Here is a 23,191-nt window from a genome sequence, read left to right on the forward strand (position 1 = left end):
CGTCGTGCCGTAGACCAGGTGCTTGCCGTTGTACGGCACGTAGGTGAAGTCCTTGAGCGACACCCAGCCCGACCTCGGGTTCGCCAGCACGCCCGACGACGACCAGCGGTACGTCGACGGGAGGGAGCACTGGCTGGGCGTCGTGGTGGTGGTGGTCGTCGTCGTGGAAGTGGTGGTGGAAGTGGTGCTGGTCGGGGTGGTCGTCGATGTCGTGCTACCGGTGCACACCACGCCGTTCAGGGCGAAACTCGTCGGAATCGGGTTGCTGCCCGTCCACGACCCGTTGAAACCGAACGACGCCGAACCGCCGGTGGCGATCGAACCGTTGTAGCTCACGTTCTTCGCGGTCACCGCGGAACCGCTCTGCGTCAACGACGTGTTCCACGACTGCGTCACCGTCTGGCCCGCGCCGAACGACCACGTCAACGTCCACCCGGTCAGCGGATCACCCAGGTTGGTGATCGACACGTTGCCGGTGAACCCGTCCTGCCACTGCGAAGCCACGGCGTAGTTCACCGAGCAGCCGGCGGCCGCGGCGCCGGCCGGCAACGCCACGAGGGTCGCAGCCGTTGCCAGCAGTGCGGCGCTCGCCACCGCGGCGCCGACATTTGCTGCTCTGAACCTGGTCGTGAAGCTGCGTCGTAGCATTGACATGACGTCTCCTCTGCGGACTTTGCGCAAGTTTTCGAACAGTGGCCGTCCGCGATCGCGTTTGTCGACGAGAACGGTCATCGGCTCAAGAAGTCGGCGAGATCGGCCGAGTGCCGATATGGCCGGGCGACCAGCACGTCGCTAAACATTTTAGCGATAGTGCTAAATATTTGAGCGCGTTCTCATGGACACCTTCCGGGCACGACGACGATACCGGCGGTTAAGCGGTTGATCTGTTCCCAGAATGGAGTGCGCAAGGCCTCGAGGTCAACAGGGCGAGCTTGACCGTCTCAATGGGCGGGCAAAGGGATCAGTCGTATTCCTCCAGTTTGCCGCGGGAGGAGAGGAGGCGGCGCAGGGAGCCCAGGCGGCCGGGGGAGGCCTCGCCGGTGCGGACCAGTTCGTCCAGCATGCAGTCCGGGTCGTCGGGCGGGCCCTGGTGACCGCAGCCCGACGGGCACTCCTCGGCCATCGCCTTCATGTCCGGGAACGCGCCCACGATGTCGTCCGGCGTGATGTGCGCCAGGCCGAACGAGCGGATGCCCGGCGTGTCCACCGCCCAGCCGCCCTCCGGCAGCGGCAGGGCGACGGTCTGCGTCGACGTGTGCCGGCCCTTGCCGACACCGCTCACCACGCCCACCGCCCGGTGCGCGTCGGGCACGAGCCGGTTCACCAACGTCGACTTGCCGACACCCGAGTGCCCGATCAACGCCGACAACCGGTTCGCCAGCCGCCCGCGCAGCTCGTCCGGGTCCTCGTCGGACCGCGTCACGACCACGGGCAGGTTCAGCTCCGCGTACGCGGCGACCAGCTCGTCCGGCGGCGCCAGGTCCGACTTCGTCAAGCACAGCAGGGGTTCCAGCCCGCCCGCCCACGCCGCCACCAGGCACCGGTCGATGAAACCGCGCCGCGGCTGCGGGTCCGCCAACGCCGACACGATCACCAGCTGCTCGGCGTTGGCCACCACCACCCGCTCGAACGGGTCGGTGTCGTCCGCCGTGCGCCGCAGCACGCTGCGCCGCTCCTCCACCCGCACGATCCGCGCCAACGTGTCCGGCTGACCGGACGTGTCGCCGACCAGCCCGACGTGGTCGCCGACGACGACCGGCGTGCGGCCGAGCTCCCGCGCCCGCATGGCGACGACCATCCGACCCGGGTCGCCGTCCATCGCGCACGTCCACCGACCCCGGTCGACCCCGACGACCATGGCGGGCACCGCGTCCGCGTGCTCGGGCCGGCGCTTGCTGCGCGGCCGGGTGCCCTTGCCCGGCCGCACCCGCACGTCGGACTCGTCCAACCGCCGCCAGTCGCCCCTCGCCACGTCAGCGCGCCCCCGGCAGCGACAGCATGGCCGCCCACATGCCCGGGAAGTCGGGCAGCGTCTTCGTGGTGCAGCCGATGTCGTCCACGGACACGCCCTCGACGACCAGGCCGATGATCGCGCCGGCGGTGGCCATCCGGTGGTCGGCGTAGGCCCGCCAGACGCCGCCGCGCAGCGGTCGCGGCGTGATGACCAGGCCGTCCTCGGTCTCCTCCGCGTCGCCGCCCAGCCGGTTGATCTCGGTGACGAGCGCGGCGAGCCGGTCCGTCTCGTGGCCGCGGATGTGGGCGACACCGCGGATCCGCGTCCGCCCGTCGGCCAGCGCCGCCAAGGCCGCGATGGTCGGCGTCAGCTCGCTCTCGTCACGCAGGTCGACGTCGATCCCGGTCAACCGGTCGGGCCCGCGCAGCACCAGACCGGCGTCGGACAGCTCGACCTCGCACCCCATGCGCCCGAACAGGTCCTGGGCCGCGCCGCCGGGCTGCGTGGTCCGCGTCGGCCAGCCCGGGATCGTCACCCGACCGCCGGTCACGGCCGCCGCCGCCAGGAACGCGGTCGCGTTGGACAGGTCCGGCTCGACGTGCCAGTCGCGGCCCTCGACGACACCCGGCTCGACCCGCCACTCGTTCGGCGACGCGTCGTCCACCACGACGCCGGCCTGGCGCATCATCGCCACGGTCATCTCGATGTGCGGCATGGACGGCACGGGCTTGCCGTCGTGCCGGATCGTCACGCCGCTCTCGTAACGCGCGCCCGACAGCAGGAGCCCGGACACGAACTGGGACGACGCCGAGGCGTCGATGGTGACCTCGCCGCCGGGCACGCCGCCCTTGCCGTGCAGCGTGAACGGCAGCGCGTCGCCCGCCACGTCCGCGCCCAGCGCCCGCAGCGCGTCCAGGATCGTGGTCATCGGCCGGGTCCGCGCGTGCGGGTCGCCGTCGAAGGTGATGTCGCCGACCGCGAGCGCGGCGGCGGGCGGCAGGAACCGCATCACGGTGCCCGCCAGACCGCAGTCGACCTGCGCCGGTCCGTGCAGCTCGTGGGGCGTGACCAGCCAGGACCCGTCCGGACCGTCGACGACGCCGACGCCGAGCGACCGCAGCGCGTCGACCATCAGGTTGGTGTCGCGGCTGCGCAGCGGCGCGTGCAGGGTGGACGCGCGGTCGGCCAGGGCGGCGAGCACGAGCGCGCGGTTGGTGATCGACTTGGAGCCGGGCACGGGTACCGTCGCGTCGACCGGGCCGTCGGCGGTGGGAGCGGACCACTGCTGAGTCATGGCTTGATGATTCCGCATCGGGTGGTCGACAGCTCGCACCGGGCTTTCCGACGTGCGACGATGGCATCGCCCGAGGGTGATCTGTGGAGAGGTGATCGGTGTGTGCGGCAGGTACGCGTCCACCAAGAACCCCGCGCTGCTCGCGGCGGAGTTCGACGCGGTCGACGGCACCGAGGGCGACGCGCCCGGCGCGGACTACAACGTCGCGCCGACCAAGCAGGTGCTCGCCGTGGTCGAGCGGCACCCGCGCGACGACGAGGGCAACCCCGACCCCGACACCACCGAGCGCAGCGTCCGCGTGATGCGCTGGGGCCTGGTGCCGCACTGGGCCAAGGACCTGTCCGGCGCCGCGAAGATGATCAACGCGCGGGCGGAGAGCGTGCTGGACAAGCCCGCCTACCGGAACTCGGCGGCCAAGCGCCGGTGCATCGTCCCGGCCGCGGGCTGGTACGAGTGGCAGCCGGGCGAGGGCCGCAAGCAGCCGTACTTCATCAACCCCGGCGACGACTCCAGCCTCGCCATGGCCGGCATCTGGTCGGTGTGGTGGCAGCAGGAGGGCGACGAGCGCAAGCCGATCATCACGTGCGCCGTGCTGACCACGGACGCGATCGGCGAGATGACCTCCGTGCACCACCGGATGCCGCTGGTGCTGCCGAAGGACCGCTGGGCGGCGTGGCTCGACCCGGACAACGAGGACCCGAAGGACCTGCTCGCGCCCGACCTGGACCTGGTCGACGCGCTGGAGCTGCGCCCGGTGTCGACGAAGGTCAACAGCATCAAGAACAACGACCCGTCGCTGATGGCGGCCGTCACGCTGGGGGAGTCCGAGAAGCCGGAGCCCACCTTGTTCGAGCTGAAATGACCTCGCGGGTGGTCGACACCCCGTACGGCCCCGCGCGGGCCGAGCTGCACTGCGCGTCCGAGAGCCGCGCCGCGCTCCTGCTGGGGCACGGCGCGGGCGGCGGCATCGCCGCGCCGGACCTGGTGGCCGCGACCCGCGCGGCGGTGGACGTCGGCGTGCACGTGGCGCTGGTCGAGCAGCCGTACCGGGTGGCGGGCCGCCGCGCGCCCGCGCCCGCCAAGCAGCTCGACGCGGCGTGGCTCGCGGTGGCCGACGAGCTGGGCGAGACGTGGTTCGACGACCTGCCGCTGCTGTTCGGCGGGCGGTCCTCCGGCGCGCGGGTGGCGTGCCGGACGTCGTCGGAGGGTCAGGCGGTGGCCGTGCTGTGCCTGGCGTTCCCCGTGCACCCGCCGGGCAAGCCGGAGAAGTCGCGGATGCCGGAGCTGGACGGCGTCGAGGTCGCCACCCTGGTCGTGCAGGGCGAGAACGACCCGTTCGGCAGGCCCGAGGCGGCGCACCACCGCGACGTCGTGCTGCTGCCCGGCGACCACAACCTCAAGGCCGACGTGGGCGCGGTGGGCCGCGCCGTGGGCGAGTGGCTGGACCGCGTGCTGCGCCCGCTCGAGGTGTGAGCGGACCTGACGGCGGACCCCGCGACCTGCGCCGACCCGCCCTCGCGAGCCGGGCGCGGGCGGTCAGGCCGAGATCGGTGCGACGACCGCCTGCGTGAGCCTGACCAGCGCTTCCGGTGCGATCTCGACCTCGAGCCCGCGCCGTCCGGCGGAGCAGTAGATGGTCTCGAAGGCCTCCGCCGAGGCGTCCAGCGCCACCGGCAGCCGCTTCTTCTGCCCCAGCGGGGAGATGCCGCCCGCCACGTACCCGGTGGCGCGCTCGGCCGCCGCGACGTCGGCCATCTTCGCCTTCTTCCCGCCGACGGCCGCGGCCAGCGCCTTCAGGTCCAGCTGGCCCGTGACCGGAACCACACCGACGGCCAACTTGCCGTCCACGTCCGCGACCAGCGTCTTGAACACCCGTTCGGGGGCGATCCCCAACGCCTCCGCCGCCTCCAGCCCGTACGACTCGTGCCGGGGGTCGTGCTCGTAGGCGTGCAGCGCGTAGGCCACCTTCTGCTTGTCCAGCAACGCGGTGGCGGGCGTTCCACGACCGGCCATGATCGCGCACGATAGCCGAGGGAATGCGCGGCGACCTCGTCGCGTTGCTGCGAACGTGGCTACCGAGGTGATGGACCAGCAGGTCGGCAGGCAGGTCAAGGCGCGCCCACCGCGTGGCTCGGCTCACTGCCGACCCGGGGACCGCCGCGTATCCTCGACTGCGTCCCAGACAGTGCCATCCACCGCGCTGACCAGCCGGTGGGAAGGGAGCGCGGTGCCAGCCACGCGAACGCAGGACACGCCGACTGACGAGACAACGGCCGAGCGCGCAGCCAGGTTCGAGCGCGACGCGATGCCGATGCTCGACCAGTTGTACTCGGCGGCCCTGCGGATGACCCGCAACCCGGCCGACGCCGAGGACCTGGTCCAGGAGACCTACCTCAAGGCGTACGCCGCCTTCGCGTCCTTCTCGGAGGGCACGAACCTCAAGGCCTGGCTGTACCGCATCCTCACCAACACCTACATCAACGGCTACCGCAAGAAGCAGCGCCAACCGATCCAGCAGCCGACCGACGAGATCACGGACTGGCAGTTGGCGCAGGCGGAGAGCCACACGTCGACCGGGTTGAGGTCGGCGGAGGTCGAGGCGATGGACCGGCTGCCGGACTCAGACGTCAAGGAAGCCTTGCAGCGCCTGCCGGAGGAGTTCCGGATCGCGGTGTACCTCGCGGACGTGGAGGGCTTCGCCTACAAGGAGATCGCAGACATCATGGGCACCCCCATCGGAACCGTGATGTCCCGGTTGCACCGGGGCCGCAGGCAGCTTCGCGACCAGCTGGCGGACACCGCGCGCGAGCGCGGCATCATCCGCGACGGTCACCAGGAGGTGGCGGGCCGATGAGCTGCGGCGAACCGCACGAGACGGACTGCTCCGAGGTCCTGTCCGAGGTCTACCTCTTCCTCGACCACGAGTGCGACGAGAGGCGCAAAGAGCTGCTCCAGACCCACCTGGAGGAGTGCCACCCGTGCCTGGAGCAGTACGGCATCGAGGAGCACCTGAAGGCGCTGCTGGCCCGCAAGTGCGGCGGCGAGCACGCGCCCGAGGAGCTGAGGCGGCGCCTGCGCGCCCGGCTCTACCAGACGGCGGACCAGACGACGGTGGAGGTCGAGGTCACCACGACGGTGACGAGGACCGAGACGTCCAGCAGCTGACCGCCGGGGCCGATCGCGGCCGGCGGGACGAGCGGTGGAGAAGGTCGAAGGCCCCGGAGCGGTGCTCCGGGGCCTTCGCACGCCGTGACGTGGAATCAGGCGTTGGGGCGCTTCCCGTGGTTCGCGCCACCCTTCTTGCGGTCGCGGCGCTTGCGGGCACGCTTCGACATGGGGTTCTCCTAGTGCTCGTCATGCTTCATCCCAGTGTGTCACGCGGTCGCCCGGGCACGGCACCGGGTCTGAATCGTGGTTGGATGGACTCGACGAAGGAGGACCATGGCCGAGGAGATCCGGGCCGAGATCGTGGCCAACGTGGCCCAGATCGCCGTCCAGGAAGGCGACGAGGTCACGCACGAGACCACGGTCGTGGTGCTCGAGAGCATGAAGATGGAGATCCCGGTCCTCCCCGAGGGCGCGGGCCGGATCACCCGCATCGCCGTGTCGACCGGCGACGTGGTCCAGGAGGGTGACCTCATCGCGGTGGTGGAGTAGCTGTCCACGCTCACCGACCTCCTCGCCGAGCACACCAAGCTCTCCGGCGGCGCCGTCGACCACCTGCAGCTCGTGGTCGCGGAGTGGCAGCTGCTGTCCGACCTCAGCTTCGCCGACTTCCTGATGTGGGTGCCGCTGGACGAGACGACGTTCCTGTGCGTCGCGCAGGCCCGGCCGACGACCGCGCCGACCGCGCACCCCGAGGACGTCGTCGGCAGCATGGTGGACGTCGAGGAGCACCCCCAGCTGCGCCGGGCCATGGCCGAGTCCCGCATCTGCCGCGAGGAGGACCCGCGCTGGCACCTGGGCGTGCCGGTCCGCCGCGAGGCGATCCCGGTCAAGCGCAACGGCGAGGTCATCGCGGTCCTCAGCCGCAACACGAACCTGGCCGTGCCGCGCGTGCCGAGCCCGTTGGAGATCTCCTACCTCGGCAGCGCCGCCGACCTGTGCCAGATGATCTCGGACGGCACGTTCCCGACCACCGAGCCGTCGCCTGACGTGCACACCAGCCCGCGCGTGGGTGACGGCCTGATCCGGCTGGACGCCTCGGGCGCGGTCGTGTTCGCCAGCCCGAACGCGCTGAGCGCCTACCACCGCATGGGCCACGCGTCCGACCTGGTCGGCGTGCACCTGGCCCCGCTGACGCGGTCCCTGATCGGCGACCCGTTCGACGCCACCGAGGTCGCGCAGCGCATCCGGTCCGCCCTGGACGGCCAGCCGAGCATGCGCATCGAGGCCGAGTCGCGCCGCGGCGCGGCGGTGCTGTTCCGCGCCCTGCCGCTGCGACCGCGCGGCAGCGCGGCGGGCGCGCTGGTGCTGTGCCGCGACGTCACGGAGGTCCGCCGCCGCGACCGCGCCCTGATGTCGAAGGACGCGACGATCCGCGAGATCCACCACCGGGTGAAGAACAACCTGCAGACGGTGGCCGCGCTGCTGCGCCTGCAGAGCAGGCGGACGAGCAGCGAGGAGGCGCGCGAGGCGCTGGCCGAGTCGGTGCGCCGCGTCACGTCGATCGCGCTGGTGCACGAGACGCTGTCCATGTCGGTGGACGAGCGGGTGGACCTCGACGACGTGGTGGACAAGGTCATCCCGATGATGTCGGACGTGGCCGCCACCGAGTCGCAGGTCGTGGTGCGCCGGGACGGGAAGTTCGGCATCGTCCAGGCCGAGCTCGCCACCCCGCTGGTGATGGTGCTGACCGAACTCGTGCAGAACGCGTTCGAGCACGCGTACGCGGCGGGTCAGCGGGGCGAGGTGGTCGTGCACGCCGAGCGCTCGGCGAAGTGGTTGGACGTCGTGATCTCGGACGACGGCCGCGGCCTGCCCCAGGGCTTCTCGCTGGAGCGCACCGACCGGCTCGGGCTGCAGATCGTCCGGACGCTGGTGGAGTCCGAACTCAGGGGCTCGTTGAGCTTGCGGAGGAGGCCCCGAGGCGGTACAGAGGCGGTCCTGCGCGTACCGCTCAGAGCCCGGCGTTAGACTGCTCCCCGTGCACACGTGACGGCCTGCCTCAGCTGGAGTCACGTGGTCATGCGGGAGGGTGTGCAACACAAGCGAAAGGCCCGACACCTGGCACGGTGTCGGGCCTTTCGTCTGCTCGTTCGAGGCGGCTCAGGCGTTGCTGCGAGCCCGGGTGCGAGCGTTGCGGCGCTTGAGGGCGCGACGCTCGTCTTCGCTCATCCCGCCCCACACGCCGGCGTCCTGGCCGCTCTCGAGCGCCCACGAGAGGCAGTCGGAGACGACGGGGCAGCGGCGGCAGACGGTCTTCGCCTCGGCGATCTGCAGGAGCGCAGGACCGCTGTTCCCCACGGGGAAGAACAGCTCGGGGTCCTCGTCGCGGCAGATCGCGCGGTGGCGCCAGTCCATTGGAACTACTCCTCAGCTAGGCGCGCGCGAAGGCGCGCCACTCGTCAGCGGTCGGTTTTGGGGTGCTTGTGAATGCTTTCACGAACGGCCGGGATGTCAAGGGTTTAGCCCCAACCCGGTGAGTGAACTCACCCGAAAGATCGACTGGGTTCACCAGGGGTTTCACACCGCGGTGTCACACCAGGTCACAACATCGCGGATGGATACCGAGCCGGTCACGCCACGATCACACGGCGACCGTGAGCACGCCTGGCACCCCGGTGAACTCGACCTCGGTGCACGAGCCGAGCAGGTCACCGTCAACCTGCAGGTTGACGGGTTCCGGACTCGTCACGCGGACGAACTCGACGTCGTCGCGCCGGAGCAGGTTCCCGCCTTTGGGGTTCCCATCCGTGGCCAAGAGATGCGCGACGTAGCGAAGAACTGTCGGCAATCCCATCCCGTGCAGCGCGAACAAGCCGAGACCGCCGTCGAAGGACGTGCTGGGGTTGAGCCGGATCGCCTTGTCGCCGAGGTAGGTCCACGGGTCGGTGTTCGAGACGAACGCCAGCCGCACGTCCTCGAACAGCGGTTCGTCGGGAATGCGCACGGTGAGCGTCGGCGGCTGTCTGCGCTGGGTGAAGTAGCTGGTCAGCGCGGTGCGGGCGTAGAGGGTCGGTGACGCCTGGCGGCCCTTGGCGCGCTGGTGCTCGACGGCCGCGACCACGTCGGCGTCCCAGCCGACGCCCGCGTTGAAGGTGAACCAGCGGTCGTGGTCGACGTCCGCGCCGGTGGCCGCGACGTGCCCGACGCTGACCTTGCGGCTGGTGCCGTGCTCGATGGCCTGGAGCAGGCGGTAGGTGGCCTCGACCGGGTCGCGCGGCAGGCCGAGCGCGCCCGCGAACACGTTCGCCGAGCCGCCGGGCACCACGCCGAGCATGGGCAGGCCCGGCTGCGCGCCCTCGCGCAGCACGCCGTTGACCACCTCGTTGACCGTGCCGTCGCCGCCGTGCGCCACGACCAGGTCGTACCCGTCCAGGACGGCCTGCGCGGCGGCGTCGGCCGCGTGGCCGCGGTAGTCCGTCTCGACGATGTCGAGCTTCACATCGCTGGCCAGTGCGTGCGCGAGCACGTCCCGACCGGCAGGCGTGGTTGCCGTCGCCTGCGGGTTGACCACCAGAAGTGCGCGCACTCTTGCAGGGTAGGACAGCGCGTGACCTCCGACAGGTTGCGTATCACCCGGTAGGAGGCTGCAGAGCGCACGAAAGTGGCCGAGGTCTCCTTTCCGTGTCCCGAATCTTCCGGGTCCCGCGTCGTTCCCCGCCTCGCGACAAGTGCACCCCGGCCCGACCGCCGGCTCGCCGAAGAGACTCCTGTGATCATCGCTCCTGGGGCGGTCGAACGGGACACGCCAACCGGGTGGCCTACGATGCGTGACGAGTACGCACTGTGAGGAAAGGCCCAGTTGAGGGCGCAGCTGAAGGGGCGCGGCGTGTCGACCGAAGGCAAGGTCCCACCGGCGGTGCGGGCGGCGGGCGCGCTGACCGCGGTGCAGGGCCTGACGGGGCTGGCGTTCGCGATCGCGCTGGTGGTGCGGTCGTTCAGCGCGGAGAAGTCCGGCGAGGTGCTGGGCGAGGCGGCCTACTTCGCGGTGCTGTCGGCGGGTGTGCTCGCGGCGGGCGTCGGGCTGGTGCTCGGCAGGCACTGGGGTCGCACGCCCGCGGTCGTCGTGCAGCTCCTGCTCCTGGGCGTCGCCTGGTACATGTACGGGCCCTCCGACCGGCAGCTGTGGGGCGCGCTGCTCGGGGTGTACGTCGTCGTCTCGCTCGTGCTGCTGTTCACCAACCCGGTGCGCCGGTGGGCGCTCGGCGTGGACGAGGACGAAACCGACGCGTAGACGATCCCTGGTCGAGTGGGGCCAATCGGCCGCAGACCATCGTCTGGGCGCTCGCCGACTAACGGCGGGTGGTCGCCGTCACTCAGACAGGTGACGCTGTGGGTGGTGAATTCACCACTCCCTGCGTTCGTTGAGGTGACAACTCCATGCGATTCACTCGCGCCCTGTCCGCGGTGGTCGGAGCCACTACCGCACTGCTGTCCGCGTTCGCCCTGACCGCGATCGCGCCGGCGGCGTCGGCCCAGGAGGCCGGCGGCATCGAGCCGTACATCATCGGCGGCGGCACGGCGAGCAACGCCCCGTGGGCGGCCCGCCTGTTCCGCAACGGCCAGCAGAACTGCTCGGCCACGATCATCGCCCCGCAGTGGGTCCTGACCGCGCAGCACTGCGTGGCGAGCTCGGGCACCTACACGTTCCGGATCGGCAGCCTCGACCAGACCACCGGCGGCACCCTGGCCACCGCCACCCAGATCATCCAGCACCCGTCGGTCGACCTGGCGCTGGCGCGGCTGGACCGGTCGGTCTCGGGCACGTACGCGCCGCTGGGCACCACCACCGCGGTGGCCGTCGGCCAGACCGTGCAGCTCTACGGCTGGGGCGCCACCTGCACCAACCAGCCGGAGATCAACTGCCAGTCCCGCTACCTCAAGTACGCCAACACCCGCGTGACCTCGGTCAACGGGCGCGACTACCGGGGTGGCATCGCGATCTCGGTGAGCCGGATCGACGGCATCGCCGCCGGCGGCGACTCGGGCGGCCCGATGTTCGCCACCAGCCCGGTCGACGGCCGCCGCTACCAGGTCGGCGTCGCCTCCACCAGCGACCGCTCCACCCGGTCGAACTACACCGCCGTCACCCGCTACCGCGACTGGATCCGCTCCTACGCCGGCGTGTGAGCAGGACTCCCCGGCCGAGGGGCAGGCATCTCTCCCCCTGCGCCGCCCCTCGGCCGGGGCACCACGGTTTGATCCGGGCCCACTCACCAGTCACAATCACCCTGCGTGTTCACATTTGGCGGATGGACACGAACGGAGTAGCCAGATACGGTCTGGCAGGCGTTCACGCCGCTCCGGGTGCAGGCAGGGTGAGGTGCGCAGTGCAGAACCCCCCGAGGTGGGTGTCGACCAACGGTGATGTCGAGCGCCCCAACGTGGCCCGGCTCTACGACTACTACCTCGGCGGAGCGCACAACTTCGCGGTCGACCGCGAGTTCGCCGACCGGTCGATGAGCGAGATCCCGACCGCCGCCATGGTCCAGCACACCCGCTCGTTCCTGCGCCGGGCCGTCCGGCTGTGCGTGGCGCACGGCATCCGCCAGTTCCTCGACCTCGGCTCCGGCATCCCCACCGCGGGCAACGTGCACGAGGTCGCCCAGCAGGCCGACCCGACGTGCCGCGTGGTGTACGTGGACAACGAGCCCGCCACCGTGGCCCACAGCCGCACCATGCTGCGCGACAACGCGGGCGCGGCCATCGCCGAGGCCGACATCCGGGACGTGGACGCGGTGCTGTCCGCGCCCGAGGTCCGCGGGCTGCTCGACCTGACCCGGCCGGTGGCCGTGCTGATGGTCGCGATCCTGCCGTACATCGCCGACGACGACCGCCCGGTCGAGCTGGTCCGCCGCTACCGCGACGTGATCGCCGACGGCAGCTACCTGGTGATCAGCCACCTGACCGCGGACGAGCAGCCGGAGCTGGTGCGCAAGCTGGTCGGCGTGGCCGCCGAGACGGACTCGCCGATCGTGGCCCGGTCCAGGGCGGACGTCGAGGCGATGCTCGACGGGTTCGACCTGTTCGACCCCGGGCTGGTGCTGGCGACGAAGTGGCGTGGCGAGGGCGAGCCGGCGACCAGCGCCGAGGCCGTGACCTACGGCGCGGTGGGCGTGAAGCGGCCGAACGGCTGATTTTCCCTGGTCAGGTCGTCGGTCTAAGGTTCGGCAACCGCATTCGCGGTGGTTGTGGCCCGGGGGGTGTCCCTATGTGGTTGTCAAGCCGCAGCCGGGGCGGGAGTGGGTTCGGGGTGCCGGTAGTAGGTCTTGTCGCGGAGCATGGCGAACAGAACGTCGCAGCGGCGCCGTGCCAGGCAGATCAGCGCGGCGTTGTGCTTCTTCCCTTCGTCGCGTTTCCGCTGGTAATAGGCCCTGCTGGTGGGGTCGGACAAGGCCGCGAACGCGGCGAGGAAGAACGCCCGCTTGAGCTTGCGGTTGCCGGTGCGGGCCGGGTGTTCGCCCTTGATCGAGGAGCCCGAGCTGCGGGTGACCGGGGCGATGCCGGCGTAGGCGGCCAGGTGGCCGGAGGACTTGAACCCGGTCGCGTCGCCGATCTCCAGCAGGATGCGGGCTGCGGTCCTGACCCCGACACCGGGCATGGAGGTCAGGACCCCGGCAAGAGGGTGCGCATCGAGTATCCCTTCAACCTCGGCGGCGACCTGTTTGCGTTGCTGGAGGACGGTTTTCAGGCTGTCGGCCAGGCGGGGCAGGACGGTGTCGGCCGCCGTTGTGCCCGGGACGACGACGGTCTGCTCGTCCAGGGCGGCCAGGATCGCGGTGACCAGCTTGTCGCCCATGCGAGGTGCGTGGGCGGTGGCGATCGCGGTGAGCTTGCGACGGCCGGCCTTGGCGATGCCGGTCGGGCCGCCGCAGCGGGACAGGATCTCCAGCACCGCCGGGTGGCTGATCCTCGGCCCGATCGCGCGTTCCAGAGCGGGGTGGACACCGGTGAGCAGGCCGCGGATGCGGTTGCCGATCCGGGTGGCCTCGCCGGCCAGGTCGTCGTCGAAGCCGACCAGCACGTCCAGCTCGGCCAGGGCGTCGTCGCCGACGTCGACCGGCCGCAGGGTGTGCGGCAGGCTGCGGGCCGCGTCGGCGATGACGAACGCGTCCCGCGCGTCGGTTTTCGCGCGGCCGGGGTAGAGGTCGGCGATGCGGCGCATGGCCAGGCCGGGCAGGTAGGCGACCTGGTGGCCGGACGCGCGGGCCACCGCGACCGGCAGCGCGCCGATCGTGGCCGGTTGGTCGACCACCACCAGCAGCGGCCCGTGCGCGGCGAGCTTGTCGAACAACGCCCGCAGTCTCGGTTCGCTGTTGGGCAACGGCGCGTCATGAAGCCGCTTGCCCGCCGGGTCCAGGCCGACGGCGTGGTGTTCGCCCTTGCCGACATCCAGGCCGAGGAACACCTGGTAACCGCTGGTCATCCGTCCTGCCGTTCGTTCATCGAGGGTGGTCGCCGGTCGGGCATCGACGGCCGGCACCCACGTTACGACGAGACCTGCCCGGTGGGCGGCCGTGTCCCTATCAGCGGTCCCTCGATGCCACCAGACCCGGTGACACCACCCCCCGGATCATGGGTTCGACTGGGGGCGTCAGTCATGCCGGACCTGGCGACCACGGCTCCTTGATCAGGAGCTACGAAAAAGGTAACGGGGATCACCATGACTTGTCCGAACTGCGGCACGCCCGTGCTGTCCGGTGTGTCGAGCTGTCGCTCGTGCGGGGCATCGCTGGAGCGGAAGGCCGTTCCGTCCTACCTGGAGCCGGCGGTGGCGCAGGTGCCACCGGTGATCCAGGCGCCCTACGCGCCGCCGATGGGCCACGCCCCGGCCGAGCCGCGGCGGTGGGAGGACGTCTCCTCGCTGCGGACGCCGCTGCTGGTGCTGCTGGTCGCGGACGCGGTGCTGGCGCTGTCGACCATGGTCGTGCCGCTGGTCGGCCTGCCGTAAGCCCTGCTGTTCGTCGTGACCGCCGTGGTGTTCCTGGTCTGGCTGCACCGGGCGCGGCGCAACGCGGCGGCCGGGACGCACCAGCTCGCGCCGGGGTGGGTGTTCGGCGGCTGGTTCGTGCCGGGGGCGAACTTCTACCTCCCGTGGCGGGTGGTGCACGACGTCGGCGTGGCCACCGTGGCGCCGGACAGGCGGGGGACGGTGACCGGGCCGGTCGCCGTGTGGTGGGTGTCCTGGGTGCTGTCGTGGGTGACCGCCTTCCGGCTGACGACGACGGAGACGGTCACCGCCACGTCGCGGTCGTCGGGGTTCTACGTCAACTTCGCCTTCGCCGCGACCTGGCTCAACGTGGCGTGCCTCGCGCTGGCCGCGGCCGCGCCGGCGGTGGTCGTGAACCGGATCACCGTCGACCAGGAGCGGGCGGCGGCGTCCATCTGACGTGTCGCCGCAGTGGTGCGGCGGTGGTCGTGAACCGGATCACGGCCGGCCGGGAGAGGGCTTTCCGGCCTCGCTCAGCAGTCGGGTCTGCTCCTTGAGCACGGCGACCGCGCGGACCACCCAGTCCCCGATGACCTGCTGCTCCTCCGGGCTGTAGCGCGCGCCCAACTCGGCCATCGCCGCGCTCAACCCGGCGAAGACCTGCCCGAACGCGCCGGGGATCGCGGTGATCACCACCCTCCTGCGGTCGCCGGGGTCGGGTTCGCGCCGCACCAGGCCCGCGCGTTCGAGCCGGTCGGCGACGCCGGTGACCGCGCCGGGGGTCAGGTTGATCTCCTTGGCCAGCTCGCCCGCCGACAGCGGGCCCTTGCCCGCGATGAGCGCGAGCGCGCGCTGGTCGACCGCCGTCACGCCCAGGCGCGCGCCGACGGCCTCGTGGAACGCGACGACCGCCGTGCTCAGCTCACGTCCGAAGTCCCGTCCGTCCATGCGGTCACTTTACCGCGCCTGATATTTCAGTACACTGAACTAAAATATTCGGTGCGTGAGAGGTGGGGGACATGTCGGAGCTGGGGCTGGCGGTCGAGGTGCCGCGCTGGGCCGGGCGGTTCTACCTGCGGCACTGGGTGGTGATCGTCGGGTTGTCGCTGGTGGCGTCCGTGCAGCGGCTCGTGGTGGTGAACTGGGGCGACCTGGTGCCGGACGGGGTGGCGTTCGCCTCGGAGGTCGTGGTGGTGGCCGCGAGGGTGCTGCTGGTCGTCGTGATCTGGCGGTTGGCGACCAGGGGGGAGCGGCTGAGGTGGGCGAACGCGCGGTCGTTCGCGGCGCGGCACTGGCCGAGCCTGGTGTGGCAGGGGGTCCTGCTGGCGGTGGCGGTGCTGGTGTTCGACGTCGTCGCCGAGCAGGTGGTCGGCGGGCTGCTCCCCGAGTCGGCGCGGCAGACCTACCTGGCCGTGCTGCTGTTCGTGAAGAACCCGACCGTCATCGCGTTCACGTTCGTGTGGTGGGTGGGGCTGATCCGGCAGGTCGGCGTCAGCCGTGCAGTCCCAGTTGCGTGAGCGCGTCGTCGGTGAGGCGGAAGACGGTCCACTCGTCCATGGGGAGCGCGCCGAGCGACTTGTAGAAGCCGATCGCGGGCGCGTTCCAGTCGAGCACCCACCACTCCAGGCGCGCGTAGCCGCGGGCGACGCACTCCTCGGCGAGGGCTTGCAGCAGCGCCCGGCCGAGGCCGCTCTGGCGCTGGTCGGGCTGGACGTAGAGGTCTTCGAGGTAGATGCCGTGCGTGCCGCGCCAGGTGGAGAAGTTGAGGAACCACAGGGCCATGCCGACGACCCGACCGTCCACTTCGGCCACGTGGCCGAAGAGGGCGGGCGAGGGGCGGAACAGCGCCTCGTGCAGCTGCTCGACCGTCAGGTGGCACTCGTGCCGCGCGCGTTCGTACTCGGCCAGCTCTTCGACGAGGGCGACGACGGCGGGCACGTCCTCCTCGCGCACGCGGCGGATGCGGGGATCAGTCAACGTCGACTTCCCAGGCGGGCACGTTCAGCCGCCGCACCTGCGGGTCGCCGCGCTCGTCGCCGAGCACGGTGGTGCCGGCCGGGTCCAGTCCGAAGTGGACGCCCTCGCTCGGCGGCAGGTTCAGCCAGGTGGCGATGAGCACGCGGCTGAAGTGGCCGTGGCCGACCAGCACCACGTCACCGCTGAGCAACGCCTGGCGTGCCCGGTCGAGCACCTTGGCGGCGCGCGCGTGCACCTCGTCGTGCGTCTCGCCCTTGGGCACGGCGTGGGTCCAGACCGTCCAGCCCGGGTCGGTCTCCCGGATCTGGGGCGTGGTGAGGCCCTCGTAGTCGCCGTAGTCCCACTCGGCGAGCTCCTCGGTGCGCTCGACGTCGTGCAGCCCGGCCAGCTCGGCGGTCCGCCACGCGCGTTGGCGCGGGCTCGTCAGCACCAGCGCGGGCGGCAGGTCGGTGGCGCGCAGCCGGGCCAGCACGGCGCCGGCGCGGCGGGCCTGCTGCACCCCGGTCCCGGTCAGGGGAACGTCGGTCAGCCCGGTGTGCCGACCGCTCTCGGACCACTCTGTTTGACCGTGCCGCAGCAGGTAGACGTGTGAGGTCACGGCCCGAGCTTACGGACGCCGCACCCCGTCACCGGGTCGGGGCACCGGTTGCGGTCGCGGGCCGGTGCGCCAGGCGATCCGCCGCGCGCGGAGCATCGAGTACTCGACGGCGGCCAGGACGAGGGTGGTGACCAGGCCGCCGAGGGTGAGGGTCAGCCAGAGCGAGTCGGACACGCCGTTGGTGTCGGCCTCGACCAGTTCGACCGCAGTGGCGGTGACGACCACGGCGGTCGTGACGGCGGGACCGAGGAGGGGGTGGAACTCGCCGATGAAGCAGCTGCCGCGCACCGCCCACCAGGCCGCGCAGCCGACGTAGACGGCCACCCAGATCGCGTAGGCGATGGCGAGCAGGCCGCCGAAGAGCGCGAGCACCGCCGTGCCGAAGTCGGTCGGCTCCAAGGTGTCGAAGAGGTCGTTGGTGACGACGAGCACGATCGGGGCCATCGCGCCGAAGGTCGTCAGCAGGAGCAGCGCGATCTTGCCGATCACCGGGCCCAGGCGCAGCTCGGCGCGGTGCTCGCGGTGGGTGCGCAGGTACAGCAGCGCCATGGCGACGGGCACGATGGCCAGCGCGATGATCACGTTCTCGACGGCCTTGCCCCAGCCGTCCTCGTTCAGGGTGTCCACCACGCCGCGATCGCCCCGGCCGAGGACGACCAGCGTCAGCAGGCCGAGCACGGAACGCCAGGAGGAGACCCGGCCCAGCGCCGGCGAGTCCGCGGGCGGCGGCACGCGGAACAACCGGGCCGCCGCGCCCCACGGCTTCCGCACCGAGTCCTCGGAGGGGACGGGCGTGCTCATCGGGCGAGATCTCCTTGCCGACCGCCGAACGGGACCCGTCGATGGTCCCAGGGCGGGCAGGCGCCCGGACGCGCGTCGGCGCACGGTCACCCGAACAGCGCACCGGGACGGTGGCCGACCACCGCCTCGGCACGCGGAACGGCGCTGACCAGGCGAACGGTTCCGCTCGGTCAGCGCCGCGTGGAGCAGGTGATCAGGCCGCGGCCTTCGTCTCCCAGAAGATCTTGTCGATCTGGGCGATCAGGTCGAGCAGCTCCTGGCCCTTGGCGGGGTCCATGGAGCCCTTCGCGCCGGACGCGCCGGCCGCCTTGGTGGCCCGGTTGAACAAGTCGTGCAGCTCCGGGTACTTCTCGAAGTGCGGCGGCTTGAAGTAGTCGGTCCACAGCACCCACAGGTGGTGCTTGACGAGCTCGCTGCGCTGCTCCTTGATCAGGATGGCGCGGGCGCGGAACTCGGGGTCCTCGTTCGCCTGGTACTTCTCCTGAATCGCCTTGACCGACTCGGCCTCGATCCGGGCCTGGGCCGGGTCGTAAACACCGCACGGGAGGTCGCAGTGCGCGGTGGCCTCCAGGAGCGGGCGGCGGAGTGAACGGATGCGCGACAGAAGTCGCATCTTTCCTCCCTGACAGTGGATGCTCCGACGTGACGAACCCTACTCCGGGGCCTCGGCGCGAGCAGGTGGAGGGGAAGCGTTGACACGGCCGGAAGCGAACCCGTTGCCGCTGGTTCGGGTGGTCGGGCCCTCGATGGCGCCGACGCTGCGGACGGGGGACGTGGTGCTGGTCCACTTCGGGAAGCCGCCCCGTCGGCACGATCTTGTGCTGGTCAGGTGGGCGGCGCGGCCCGGGCAGCTGTCGGTCAAGCGCGCGGTCCGGGCCGACGGCGGCGGCTGGCACGTCGAGGGCGACAACCCGTTCGCCTCCACGGACTCGCGGACGCTGGGGCCCGCGGAGGTGGTGGGCGTGGTCCGCGCCCGGCTCTGGCCCCGGCCCCGGCTGCTGCGCCGGCGGCCCGCACCGGACGGCTGAACGCCGGCCGCGGGGAGGCGGCGGGTGTCGCGGGAAGGTGAACCGCCGGCGGCCTTCGCGAAGGGCCGGCGGGTCGTCGGGCGGGATCAGGCGCGCAGCTTGGCGTACCAGGCCAGGCACTCGTCGTAGGACGGCAGCAGCCCGGCGTCGCGCGCCTCCTCGAACGTCGGCGCGGCGGCGTCCTTCGGCGACAGCACCGGCGTCACGTCGGCCGGGAAGGGCAGGTCCATCGACAGCGGGTGGATGCCGTGCTCGGCCTTCGGGTTGAACCCCTCCGAGCACAGGTACGACGCGACCGTGTCGTCCTCCAGCGCCATCAGCGCGTGCCCGACGCCCTCGGGCAGGTACACGGAGTTGAACAACCCCTCCGACAGCTCCATCGCGTCCCACTCGCCGAACGTGGGCGAGCCGACGCGCAGGTCCACCACGATGTCGATCATGCGCCCGCGCGGGCAGTGCACGTACTTGGCCTGCCCCGGCGGCGTGTCGGCGAAGTGGACACCGCGCACGACACCGCGCTTGGACACGCTGTGGTTCGTCTGGGCGATCTTCATCGGGTGCCCGACGGCTTCGACGAACGCCGCTTCCTGGTACGGCGCGACGAACATGCCGCGATCGTCGGGGAACACCGATGGGGTGAACTCGAAAGCGCCGGAAATTTTCAACTCACGTGCCTGCATGGCGCACACACTAGAACGCGGCGGTTCTTGACCGATCCTGCCTGCGGAAACTGACCGGTCGGTCCAGAAAACCGGACGTACGTTCTGTGGCACTACCTCTGACCTGCGGAAAAACTGTGATCCCCGCCGCAGACAGCCGTCGGCGTCGCTGCCATGCTTGCCCGCACACCGCCACCGAGAGCCGTCCCGCAGACCGCGTGGACGCCCCCCAGACAGGCCCCGTCGACCCGCGTGACAACGCCGGTCCCGGTGCGCCGCAGGTATCGCGCACCGCAGGAGGACTTCCGTGACCGCATTGAACGACCAGCCCCAGATGACCACCGAATTGAGTGACGAGGAAATCTTCCGCGCCCACGAAGGCGGAAAGCTGGCCGTCGGCGCGACCGCCTCGTTGGCCGACCCCCGCGCGCTCTCGATCGCCTACACGCCCGGCGTGGCCAGGGTCAGCCGGGCCATCGCGGACGACCCGGGGCTGGCCGCCAAGTACACCTGGGCCCACCGGCTGGTCGCCGTGGTCAGCGACGGCACCGCCGTGCTCGGCCTGGGCGACATCGGCCCGAGCGCGTCCCTGCCGGTGATGGAGGGCAAGGCGGCGCTGTTCAAGACCTTCGGCGGCCTCGACTCCATCCCGCTGGTGCTCGACACCACGGACGTGGACGAGATCGTGGAGACGCTGGTCCGGCTGCGGCCGTCGTTCGGCGCGGTCAACCTGGAGGACGTCGCCGCGCCGCGCTGCTTCGAGCTGGAGGCCCGGCTCGTCGAGGCCCTGGACGTGCCGGTCATGCACGACGACCAGCACGGCACCGCGGTCGTGGTGCTGGCGGCCCTGCGCGGCGCGAACACGGTGCTCGGCAAGGACGTGGCGAACCAGCGCGTGGTCATCTCCGGCGCGGGCGCGGCCGGTGTGGCCTGCGCGAAGATCCTGCTGGCCGCGGGCGTCGGCGAGGTCACCGTGGTCGACTCGCGCGGCATCGTGCACGTCGGCCGGGACGCGCTGAACCCGGTCAAGGCGCAGCTGGCCGAGGTCACCAACGGCAGTGGCCTGCGCGGCGGCATCGCCGAGGCGCTGCGCGGCGCGGACGTGTTCGTCGGCGTCTCGTCGTCCAAGGTGCCCGAAGAGCTGATCGCGAGCATGGCCGACGACTCGATCGTGTTCGCCCTGTCCAACCCGGACCCCGAGGTGCACCCGGACGTGGCACGCCGGCACGCCGCCGTGGTCGCCACCGGGCGCAGCGACTTCCCGAACCAGATCAACAACGTCCTCGCGTTCCCCGGCATCTTCCGCGGCGCGCTGGACGCGGGCGCGAAGCGCATCACCGAGGGCATGAAGCTCGCCGCCGCGGCGGCGATCGCGGAGGTCGCCGCCGACGACCTCTCGGTCGACCGGATCGTGCCGAGCGCGCTCGACCCGCGGGTCGGCCCGGAAGTGGCCGCCGCCGTGGCCTTGGCAGCCCGCGAAGACGGAGTAGCCTGACTCCAAGTCGGAGTTGGGAGAGCTCCGGCCGCATCCGTCCGTACCCGTCGACAGGCAACGAAACCGCTAACGTGTTGTTTCGTTAGCCCGTTGAGGGGTGGGCGATGACGCTCCGAAGCGCTACCGTCCCTCTCCTCGGGTGAATATTGCCCGTGGAGAGGGACGCCGTCTTTGGGTGCGGTCGGGCCGGTCATCCCTGCCGTGAACACGGGAAGGTGGGACCGTGCCCAAGCGGGTTGGACGCGCTCCGGTGGTGCTCGACCCAGCGCGTCCGCAGAACGGCGACGTGGCGCTGGACGGCATCGCGCTGCCCGAGGCGCCGACGCTGCTGTGCGACCCCAAGGGCGTCGTCATGCGGGCCAGCGCCGCGGCGGTGGCGTTGACGAAGGCCCGTTCCGCCGAGGACCTCATCGGCCGGTCGCTGGGCGAACTGCTGCTGGGCGGCCCCGACGACCTGCGCCTGCACCAGGCCGACGGCGCGCTGGTGCCGGTCCGCGTGGTGCGCACCCAGGTGCCGGGCACCGGTCTGCACGCCGTGCTGCTGGTCGACGTCTCCGACCTGGCGCAGGCCGCCGAGGACCTGCGCGACGAGCAGCGCAGGCTGCGCACCGTGCAGCGGGTCGCGCAGATCGGCTCGTGGGAGTACGACCCGGACACCGGCGTCACGGTCTGGTCCGAGTCGCACTACGAGATGATGGGCGTGCGGCCCGGCGAGGTGGTGCCCGGCGCGCAGGCCGTGCTCGACGTCGTGCACCCCGACGACTACGAGATGGTCGCCAGCTACTGGGCCAACCGGGCGCTGGACGGCAACCCGATCGACATCGTCTACCGGATCATCCTCCCCGACGGCGAGCTGCGCTGGATCCGCGGCGTGGCCGAGGCGAAGCTGAGATCCGACGGCCGGACCCAGTTCATCACCGGCTACATCCGCGACATCACCGACCAGTGGCGGTCCGACCGCGCCCTGGAGACCGAACGGGCCCGGCTGCTGGAGGCGCAGCGCCTCGCGCGCATGGGCAGCTGGAGCTACGACATCGCGTCCGGCGCGGTGCACCGCAGCGAGGTCTTCCTGGAGATGTACGCCGAGCTGGGCGTCGTCCCCGACGACGACCTGCTGTGCGGCGTGCACCCGGAGGACCGGGGCGTGCTGAAGGACCTGCGCCGCAAGCTGCTGAAGCTGGAGGACGGCGGCGGCGCCACGGAGGGCCGGACGCTCGAGGCCGAGGTGCGCAGCGAGGTCGGCGACCGCGTGTACGTGTGCCGGGCGCGGGCCGAGTTCGAGGGCGGCCACATCAGCCTCCTGCACGGCACCGTCCAGGACGTCACCGAGGCCCGCGCGCTGGAACGCCAGCTCCGCGACGACCGCCGCCGGCTCGCCGACGCGCAGAAGGCCGCCCAGCTCGGCGTCTGGGAGTGGAACCTGCAGACCGGCGACGTGGCGTGGTCGGACATGCTGACCGAGCTGTTCGGCGTGCCGCGCGGGGAGCGCATCCGCTACCAGACCTACCTCGACCTCGTGCACCCCGACGACCGCGGCTGGGTGGACGACCTGTGGCAGCAGTTGGCCACCGAGGAGGTGCCGATCCAGCTCGAACACCGGATCGTGCGCCGCGACGACGGCAGGCTGCGCGTGTTCCGCAGCTACGGCGTGGTGGTCAAGGGCCCCGACGGCCTGCCGCTCGCGGTCGGCACGGCGCAGGACATCACCGAGCAGCGCGCCGCCGAGACCAGGATGAAGCGGTCCAGCCAGCGCTTCGCGGACCTGGTGTCGCTGACCCCGGTCGGCATCGGCCTGTTCGACGAGGGCGAGCGGCTGGTCGACGCCAACGACGCGCTGTGCGACCTGCTCGGCATGGACCTGGAGCAGCTGCGCGGCATGACGGCGAGCGCGCTCACCCACCCGGACGACACGAGCGGCGGGCTGCCGTCGATCGACGAGATGTCCGCGCCGGACGCCGAGCGCACGCACAAGATCCCGCAGCGCATCCTGGTCCGCCGCGACGGCGTGCAGGTGTACTGCGAGCTGCACATCGCGCTGTCCGTGCAGGACGACGGCCGCCGGTTCTGGCTGATCGTGTTCCAGGACATCACCGAGCGCCGCCGCACGGCCGAGGCGTTGCGGCACCAGGCCACGCACGACGAGCTGACCGGGTTGCCGAACCGGGCGCTGGTCAAGGAGATGCTCGGGGAGCTGCTGGAGTCGCCGGAGCGGTCGAAGGTCGCGGTGTTGTTCTGCGACATCGACAACTTCAAGCGGGTCAACGATTCGCTGGGCCATGACGCGGGTGAC

Annotated in this window: 29 protein-coding genes; 15 read left to right on the forward strand and 14 right to left on the reverse strand. The window is 71.4% G+C overall.

Going from position 1 to position 23,191, the window contains the following annotated elements; all coding sequences use genetic code 11:
• The 3 genes from AB0I91_RS42325 to aroA form a co-directional block, all read right to left on the reverse strand.
• Positions 1 to 654, reverse strand: a 654-nt coding sequence (locus tag AB0I91_RS42325) for a cellulose-binding domain-containing protein (protein WP_499641896.1), incomplete at its 3' end; no start/stop codon positions are given.
• A gap of 307 nt (positions 655 to 961) precedes the next feature.
• Complete coding sequence (gene rsgA / locus AB0I91_RS42330) at positions 962 to 1,972, reverse strand: ribosome small subunit-dependent GTPase A (RefSeq protein WP_498786361.1); 1,011 nt, start codon at positions 1,970 to 1,972, stop codon at positions 962 to 964.
• 1 nt (position 1,973) lies between these two features.
• On the reverse strand, positions 1,974 to 3,248 hold the full coding sequence (gene aroA, locus AB0I91_RS42335; protein WP_498786359.1) for a 3-phosphoshikimate 1-carboxyvinyltransferase: 1,275 nt from the start codon (positions 3,246 to 3,248) through the stop codon (positions 1,974 to 1,976).
• A gap of 100 nt (positions 3,249 to 3,348) precedes the next feature.
• Between aroA and AB0I91_RS42340 the strand changes: the two genes are divergently transcribed.
• Both AB0I91_RS42340 and AB0I91_RS42345 read left to right on the forward strand, forming a co-directional pair.
• A complete protein-coding gene (locus AB0I91_RS42340) occupies positions 3,349 to 4,110 on the forward strand; it encodes an SOS response-associated peptidase (protein WP_498786357.1) in 762 nt (253 codons plus the stop codon).
• The gene (locus AB0I91_RS42345) at positions 4,107 to 4,721 is read left to right on the forward strand and encodes an alpha/beta hydrolase family protein (protein ID WP_498786355.1); all 615 of its coding nucleotides are present in this window, start codon (positions 4,107 to 4,109) and stop codon (positions 4,719 to 4,721) included. The genes AB0I91_RS42340 and AB0I91_RS42345 overlap by 4 nt, the downstream gene beginning before the upstream one ends.
• Before the next feature lie 63 nt (positions 4,722 to 4,784).
• On the opposite strand, the gene ybaK is transcribed toward AB0I91_RS42345, so the two are convergent.
• Complete coding sequence (ybaK, locus tag AB0I91_RS42350; RefSeq protein WP_498786353.1) at positions 4,785 to 5,261, reverse strand: Cys-tRNA(Pro) deacylase; 477 nt, start codon at positions 5,259 to 5,261, stop codon at positions 4,785 to 4,787.
• Positions 5,262 to 5,475: 214 nt separating this feature from the next.
• Between ybaK and AB0I91_RS42355 the strand changes: the two genes are divergently transcribed.
• Together AB0I91_RS42355 and rsrA are read left to right on the forward strand one after the other, a co-directional pair.
• A complete protein-coding gene (locus AB0I91_RS42355; RefSeq protein WP_053719537.1) occupies positions 5,476 to 6,102 on the forward strand; it encodes a sigma-70 family RNA polymerase sigma factor in 627 nt (208 codons plus the stop codon).
• Entirely contained in the window at positions 6,099 to 6,413 is a 315-nt protein-coding gene (rsrA, locus tag AB0I91_RS42360) for a mycothiol system anti-sigma-R factor (protein ID WP_498786350.1), read from the forward strand. Before AB0I91_RS42355 ends, rsrA begins: the two co-directional genes overlap by 4 nt.
• 95 nt (positions 6,414 to 6,508) lie before the next feature.
• Here the strand turns inward: rsrA and AB0I91_RS42365 are convergent, their stop codons facing one another.
• Positions 6,509 to 6,583, reverse strand: coding sequence for a 50S ribosomal protein bL37 (locus tag AB0I91_RS42365; protein ID WP_096498094.1), 75 nt, complete (start codon positions 6,581 to 6,583; stop codon positions 6,509 to 6,511).
• A gap of 106 nt (positions 6,584 to 6,689) precedes the next feature.
• Between AB0I91_RS42365 and AB0I91_RS42370 the strand changes: the two genes are divergently transcribed.
• Both AB0I91_RS42370 and AB0I91_RS42375 read left to right on the forward strand, forming a co-directional pair.
• Positions 6,690 to 6,905, forward strand: coding sequence for a biotin/lipoyl-binding carrier protein (locus AB0I91_RS42370; RefSeq protein ID WP_498786348.1), 216 nt, complete (start codon positions 6,690 to 6,692; stop codon positions 6,903 to 6,905).
• Positions 6,906 to 8,384 carry a histidine kinase N-terminal domain-containing protein gene (locus AB0I91_RS42375; RefSeq protein ID WP_498786367.1) on the forward strand — a complete coding sequence of 493 codons (1,479 nt, stop codon included), beginning with the start codon at positions 6,906 to 6,908 and terminating at the stop codon, positions 8,382 to 8,384.
• A 132-nt stretch (positions 8,385 to 8,516) separates the two neighbouring features.
• Here AB0I91_RS42375 and AB0I91_RS42380 read toward each other — a convergent pair whose 3' ends face one another.
• On the reverse strand, positions 8,517 to 8,771 hold the full coding sequence (locus tag AB0I91_RS42380) for a WhiB family transcriptional regulator (protein WP_053719541.1): 255 nt from the start codon (positions 8,769 to 8,771) through the stop codon (positions 8,517 to 8,519).
• 226 nt (positions 8,772 to 8,997) lie between these two features.
• Positions 8,998 to 9,942, reverse strand: a complete 945-nt coding sequence (locus AB0I91_RS42385) for a diacylglycerol/lipid kinase family protein (protein ID WP_498786346.1) — start codon at positions 9,940 to 9,942, stop codon at positions 8,998 to 9,000.
• A gap of 273 nt (positions 9,943 to 10,215) precedes the next feature.
• Between AB0I91_RS42385 and AB0I91_RS42390 the strand changes: the two genes are divergently transcribed.
• The 3 genes from AB0I91_RS42390 (at position 10,216) to AB0I91_RS42400 (ending at position 12,550) form a co-directional block, all read left to right on the forward strand.
• Positions 10,216 to 10,647, forward strand: coding sequence for a hypothetical protein (locus AB0I91_RS42390; protein ID WP_499641898.1), 432 nt, complete (start codon positions 10,216 to 10,218; stop codon positions 10,645 to 10,647).
• A gap of 146 nt (positions 10,648 to 10,793) precedes the next feature.
• Positions 10,794 to 11,543 (forward strand): S1 family peptidase, encoded by a 750-nt coding sequence (locus AB0I91_RS42395; RefSeq protein WP_498786342.1) that lies wholly within the window; start codon positions 10,794 to 10,796, stop codon positions 11,541 to 11,543.
• Between the two features lie 200 nt (positions 11,544 to 11,743).
• Positions 11,744 to 12,550, forward strand: coding sequence for an SAM-dependent methyltransferase (locus tag AB0I91_RS42400; protein ID WP_499617691.1), 807 nt, complete (start codon positions 11,744 to 11,746; stop codon positions 12,548 to 12,550).
• 83 nt (positions 12,551 to 12,633) lie between these two features.
• Here AB0I91_RS42400 and AB0I91_RS42405 read toward each other — a convergent pair whose 3' ends face one another.
• A complete protein-coding gene (locus AB0I91_RS42405) occupies positions 12,634 to 13,839 on the reverse strand; it encodes an IS110 family RNA-guided transposase (RefSeq protein WP_499641900.1) in 1,206 nt (401 codons plus the stop codon).
• Between the two features lie 237 nt (positions 13,840 to 14,076).
• Here AB0I91_RS42405 and AB0I91_RS42410 point away from each other — a divergent pair, with 237 nt between their 5' ends.
• Complete coding sequence (locus tag AB0I91_RS42410) at positions 14,077 to 14,364, forward strand: zinc-ribbon domain-containing protein (RefSeq protein WP_499641902.1); 288 nt, start codon at positions 14,077 to 14,079, stop codon at positions 14,362 to 14,364.
• Positions 14,365 to 14,379: 15 nt separating this feature from the next.
• Positions 14,380 to 14,802, forward strand: a complete 423-nt coding sequence (locus AB0I91_RS42415) for a DUF4328 domain-containing protein (RefSeq protein WP_499641904.1) — start codon at positions 14,380 to 14,382, stop codon at positions 14,800 to 14,802.
• A 39-nt stretch (positions 14,803 to 14,841) separates the two neighbouring features.
• On the opposite strand, the gene AB0I91_RS42420 is transcribed toward AB0I91_RS42415, so the two are convergent.
• The gene (locus AB0I91_RS42420) at positions 14,842 to 15,291 is read right to left on the reverse strand and encodes a MarR family transcriptional regulator (RefSeq protein WP_498786336.1); all 450 of its coding nucleotides are present in this window, start codon (positions 15,289 to 15,291) and stop codon (positions 14,842 to 14,844) included.
• 71 nt (positions 15,292 to 15,362) lie between these two features.
• Here AB0I91_RS42420 and AB0I91_RS42425 point away from each other — a divergent pair, with 71 nt between their 5' ends.
• The gene (locus tag AB0I91_RS42425) at positions 15,363 to 15,860 is read left to right on the forward strand and encodes a hypothetical protein (protein WP_499641907.1); all 498 of its coding nucleotides are present in this window, start codon (positions 15,363 to 15,365) and stop codon (positions 15,858 to 15,860) included.
• Here AB0I91_RS42425 and AB0I91_RS42430 read toward each other — a convergent pair.
• The 4 genes from AB0I91_RS42430 to sodN form a co-directional block, all read right to left on the reverse strand.
• Complete coding sequence (locus tag AB0I91_RS42430; protein ID WP_499641909.1) at positions 15,835 to 16,320, reverse strand: GNAT family N-acetyltransferase; 486 nt, start codon at positions 16,318 to 16,320, stop codon at positions 15,835 to 15,837. The two genes, AB0I91_RS42425 and AB0I91_RS42430, sit on opposite strands and share 26 nt — an antisense overlap.
• Positions 16,313 to 16,918, reverse strand: coding sequence for a histidine phosphatase family protein (locus AB0I91_RS42435; protein ID WP_498786330.1), 606 nt, complete (start codon positions 16,916 to 16,918; stop codon positions 16,313 to 16,315). The genes AB0I91_RS42430 and AB0I91_RS42435 overlap by 8 nt, the downstream gene beginning before the upstream one ends.
• 9 nt (positions 16,919 to 16,927) lie before the next feature.
• Positions 16,928 to 17,719 carry a hypothetical protein gene (locus AB0I91_RS42440; RefSeq protein WP_498786328.1) on the reverse strand — a complete coding sequence of 264 codons (792 nt, stop codon included), beginning with the start codon at positions 17,717 to 17,719 and terminating at the stop codon, positions 16,928 to 16,930.
• A 193-nt stretch (positions 17,720 to 17,912) separates the two neighbouring features.
• On the reverse strand, positions 17,913 to 18,332 hold the full coding sequence (gene sodN / locus AB0I91_RS42445; protein WP_073891370.1) for a superoxide dismutase, Ni: 420 nt from the start codon (positions 18,330 to 18,332) through the stop codon (positions 17,913 to 17,915).
• A 79-nt stretch (positions 18,333 to 18,411) separates the two neighbouring features.
• Between sodN and AB0I91_RS42450 the strand changes: the two genes are divergently transcribed.
• Positions 18,412 to 18,747 carry a S26 family signal peptidase gene (locus tag AB0I91_RS42450; RefSeq protein ID WP_498786325.1) on the forward strand — a complete coding sequence of 112 codons (336 nt, stop codon included), beginning with the start codon at positions 18,412 to 18,414 and terminating at the stop codon, positions 18,745 to 18,747.
• 86 nt (positions 18,748 to 18,833) lie between these two features.
• Here the strand turns inward: AB0I91_RS42450 and AB0I91_RS42455 are convergent, their stop codons facing one another.
• A complete protein-coding gene (locus AB0I91_RS42455; RefSeq protein WP_498786323.1) occupies positions 18,834 to 19,427 on the reverse strand; it encodes a dTDP-4-dehydrorhamnose 3,5-epimerase family protein in 594 nt (197 codons plus the stop codon).
• A gap of 313 nt (positions 19,428 to 19,740) precedes the next feature.
• Between AB0I91_RS42455 and AB0I91_RS42460 the strand changes: the two genes are divergently transcribed.
• Both AB0I91_RS42460 and AB0I91_RS42465 read left to right on the forward strand, forming a co-directional pair.
• On the forward strand, positions 19,741 to 20,901 hold the full coding sequence (locus AB0I91_RS42460; protein WP_499617709.1) for an NAD(P)-dependent malic enzyme: 1,161 nt from the start codon (positions 19,741 to 19,743) through the stop codon (positions 20,899 to 20,901).
• 223 nt (positions 20,902 to 21,124) lie between these two features.
• On the forward strand, positions 21,125 to 23,191 hold a 2,067-nt coding region (locus tag AB0I91_RS42465), incomplete at its 3' end, for a PAS domain-containing protein (RefSeq protein WP_499641911.1).

The sequence above is a fragment of the Actinosynnema sp. NPDC049800 genome, from assembly GCF_040656635.1.
Lineage (GTDB): Bacteria > Actinomycetota > Actinomycetes > Mycobacteriales > Pseudonocardiaceae > Actinosynnema.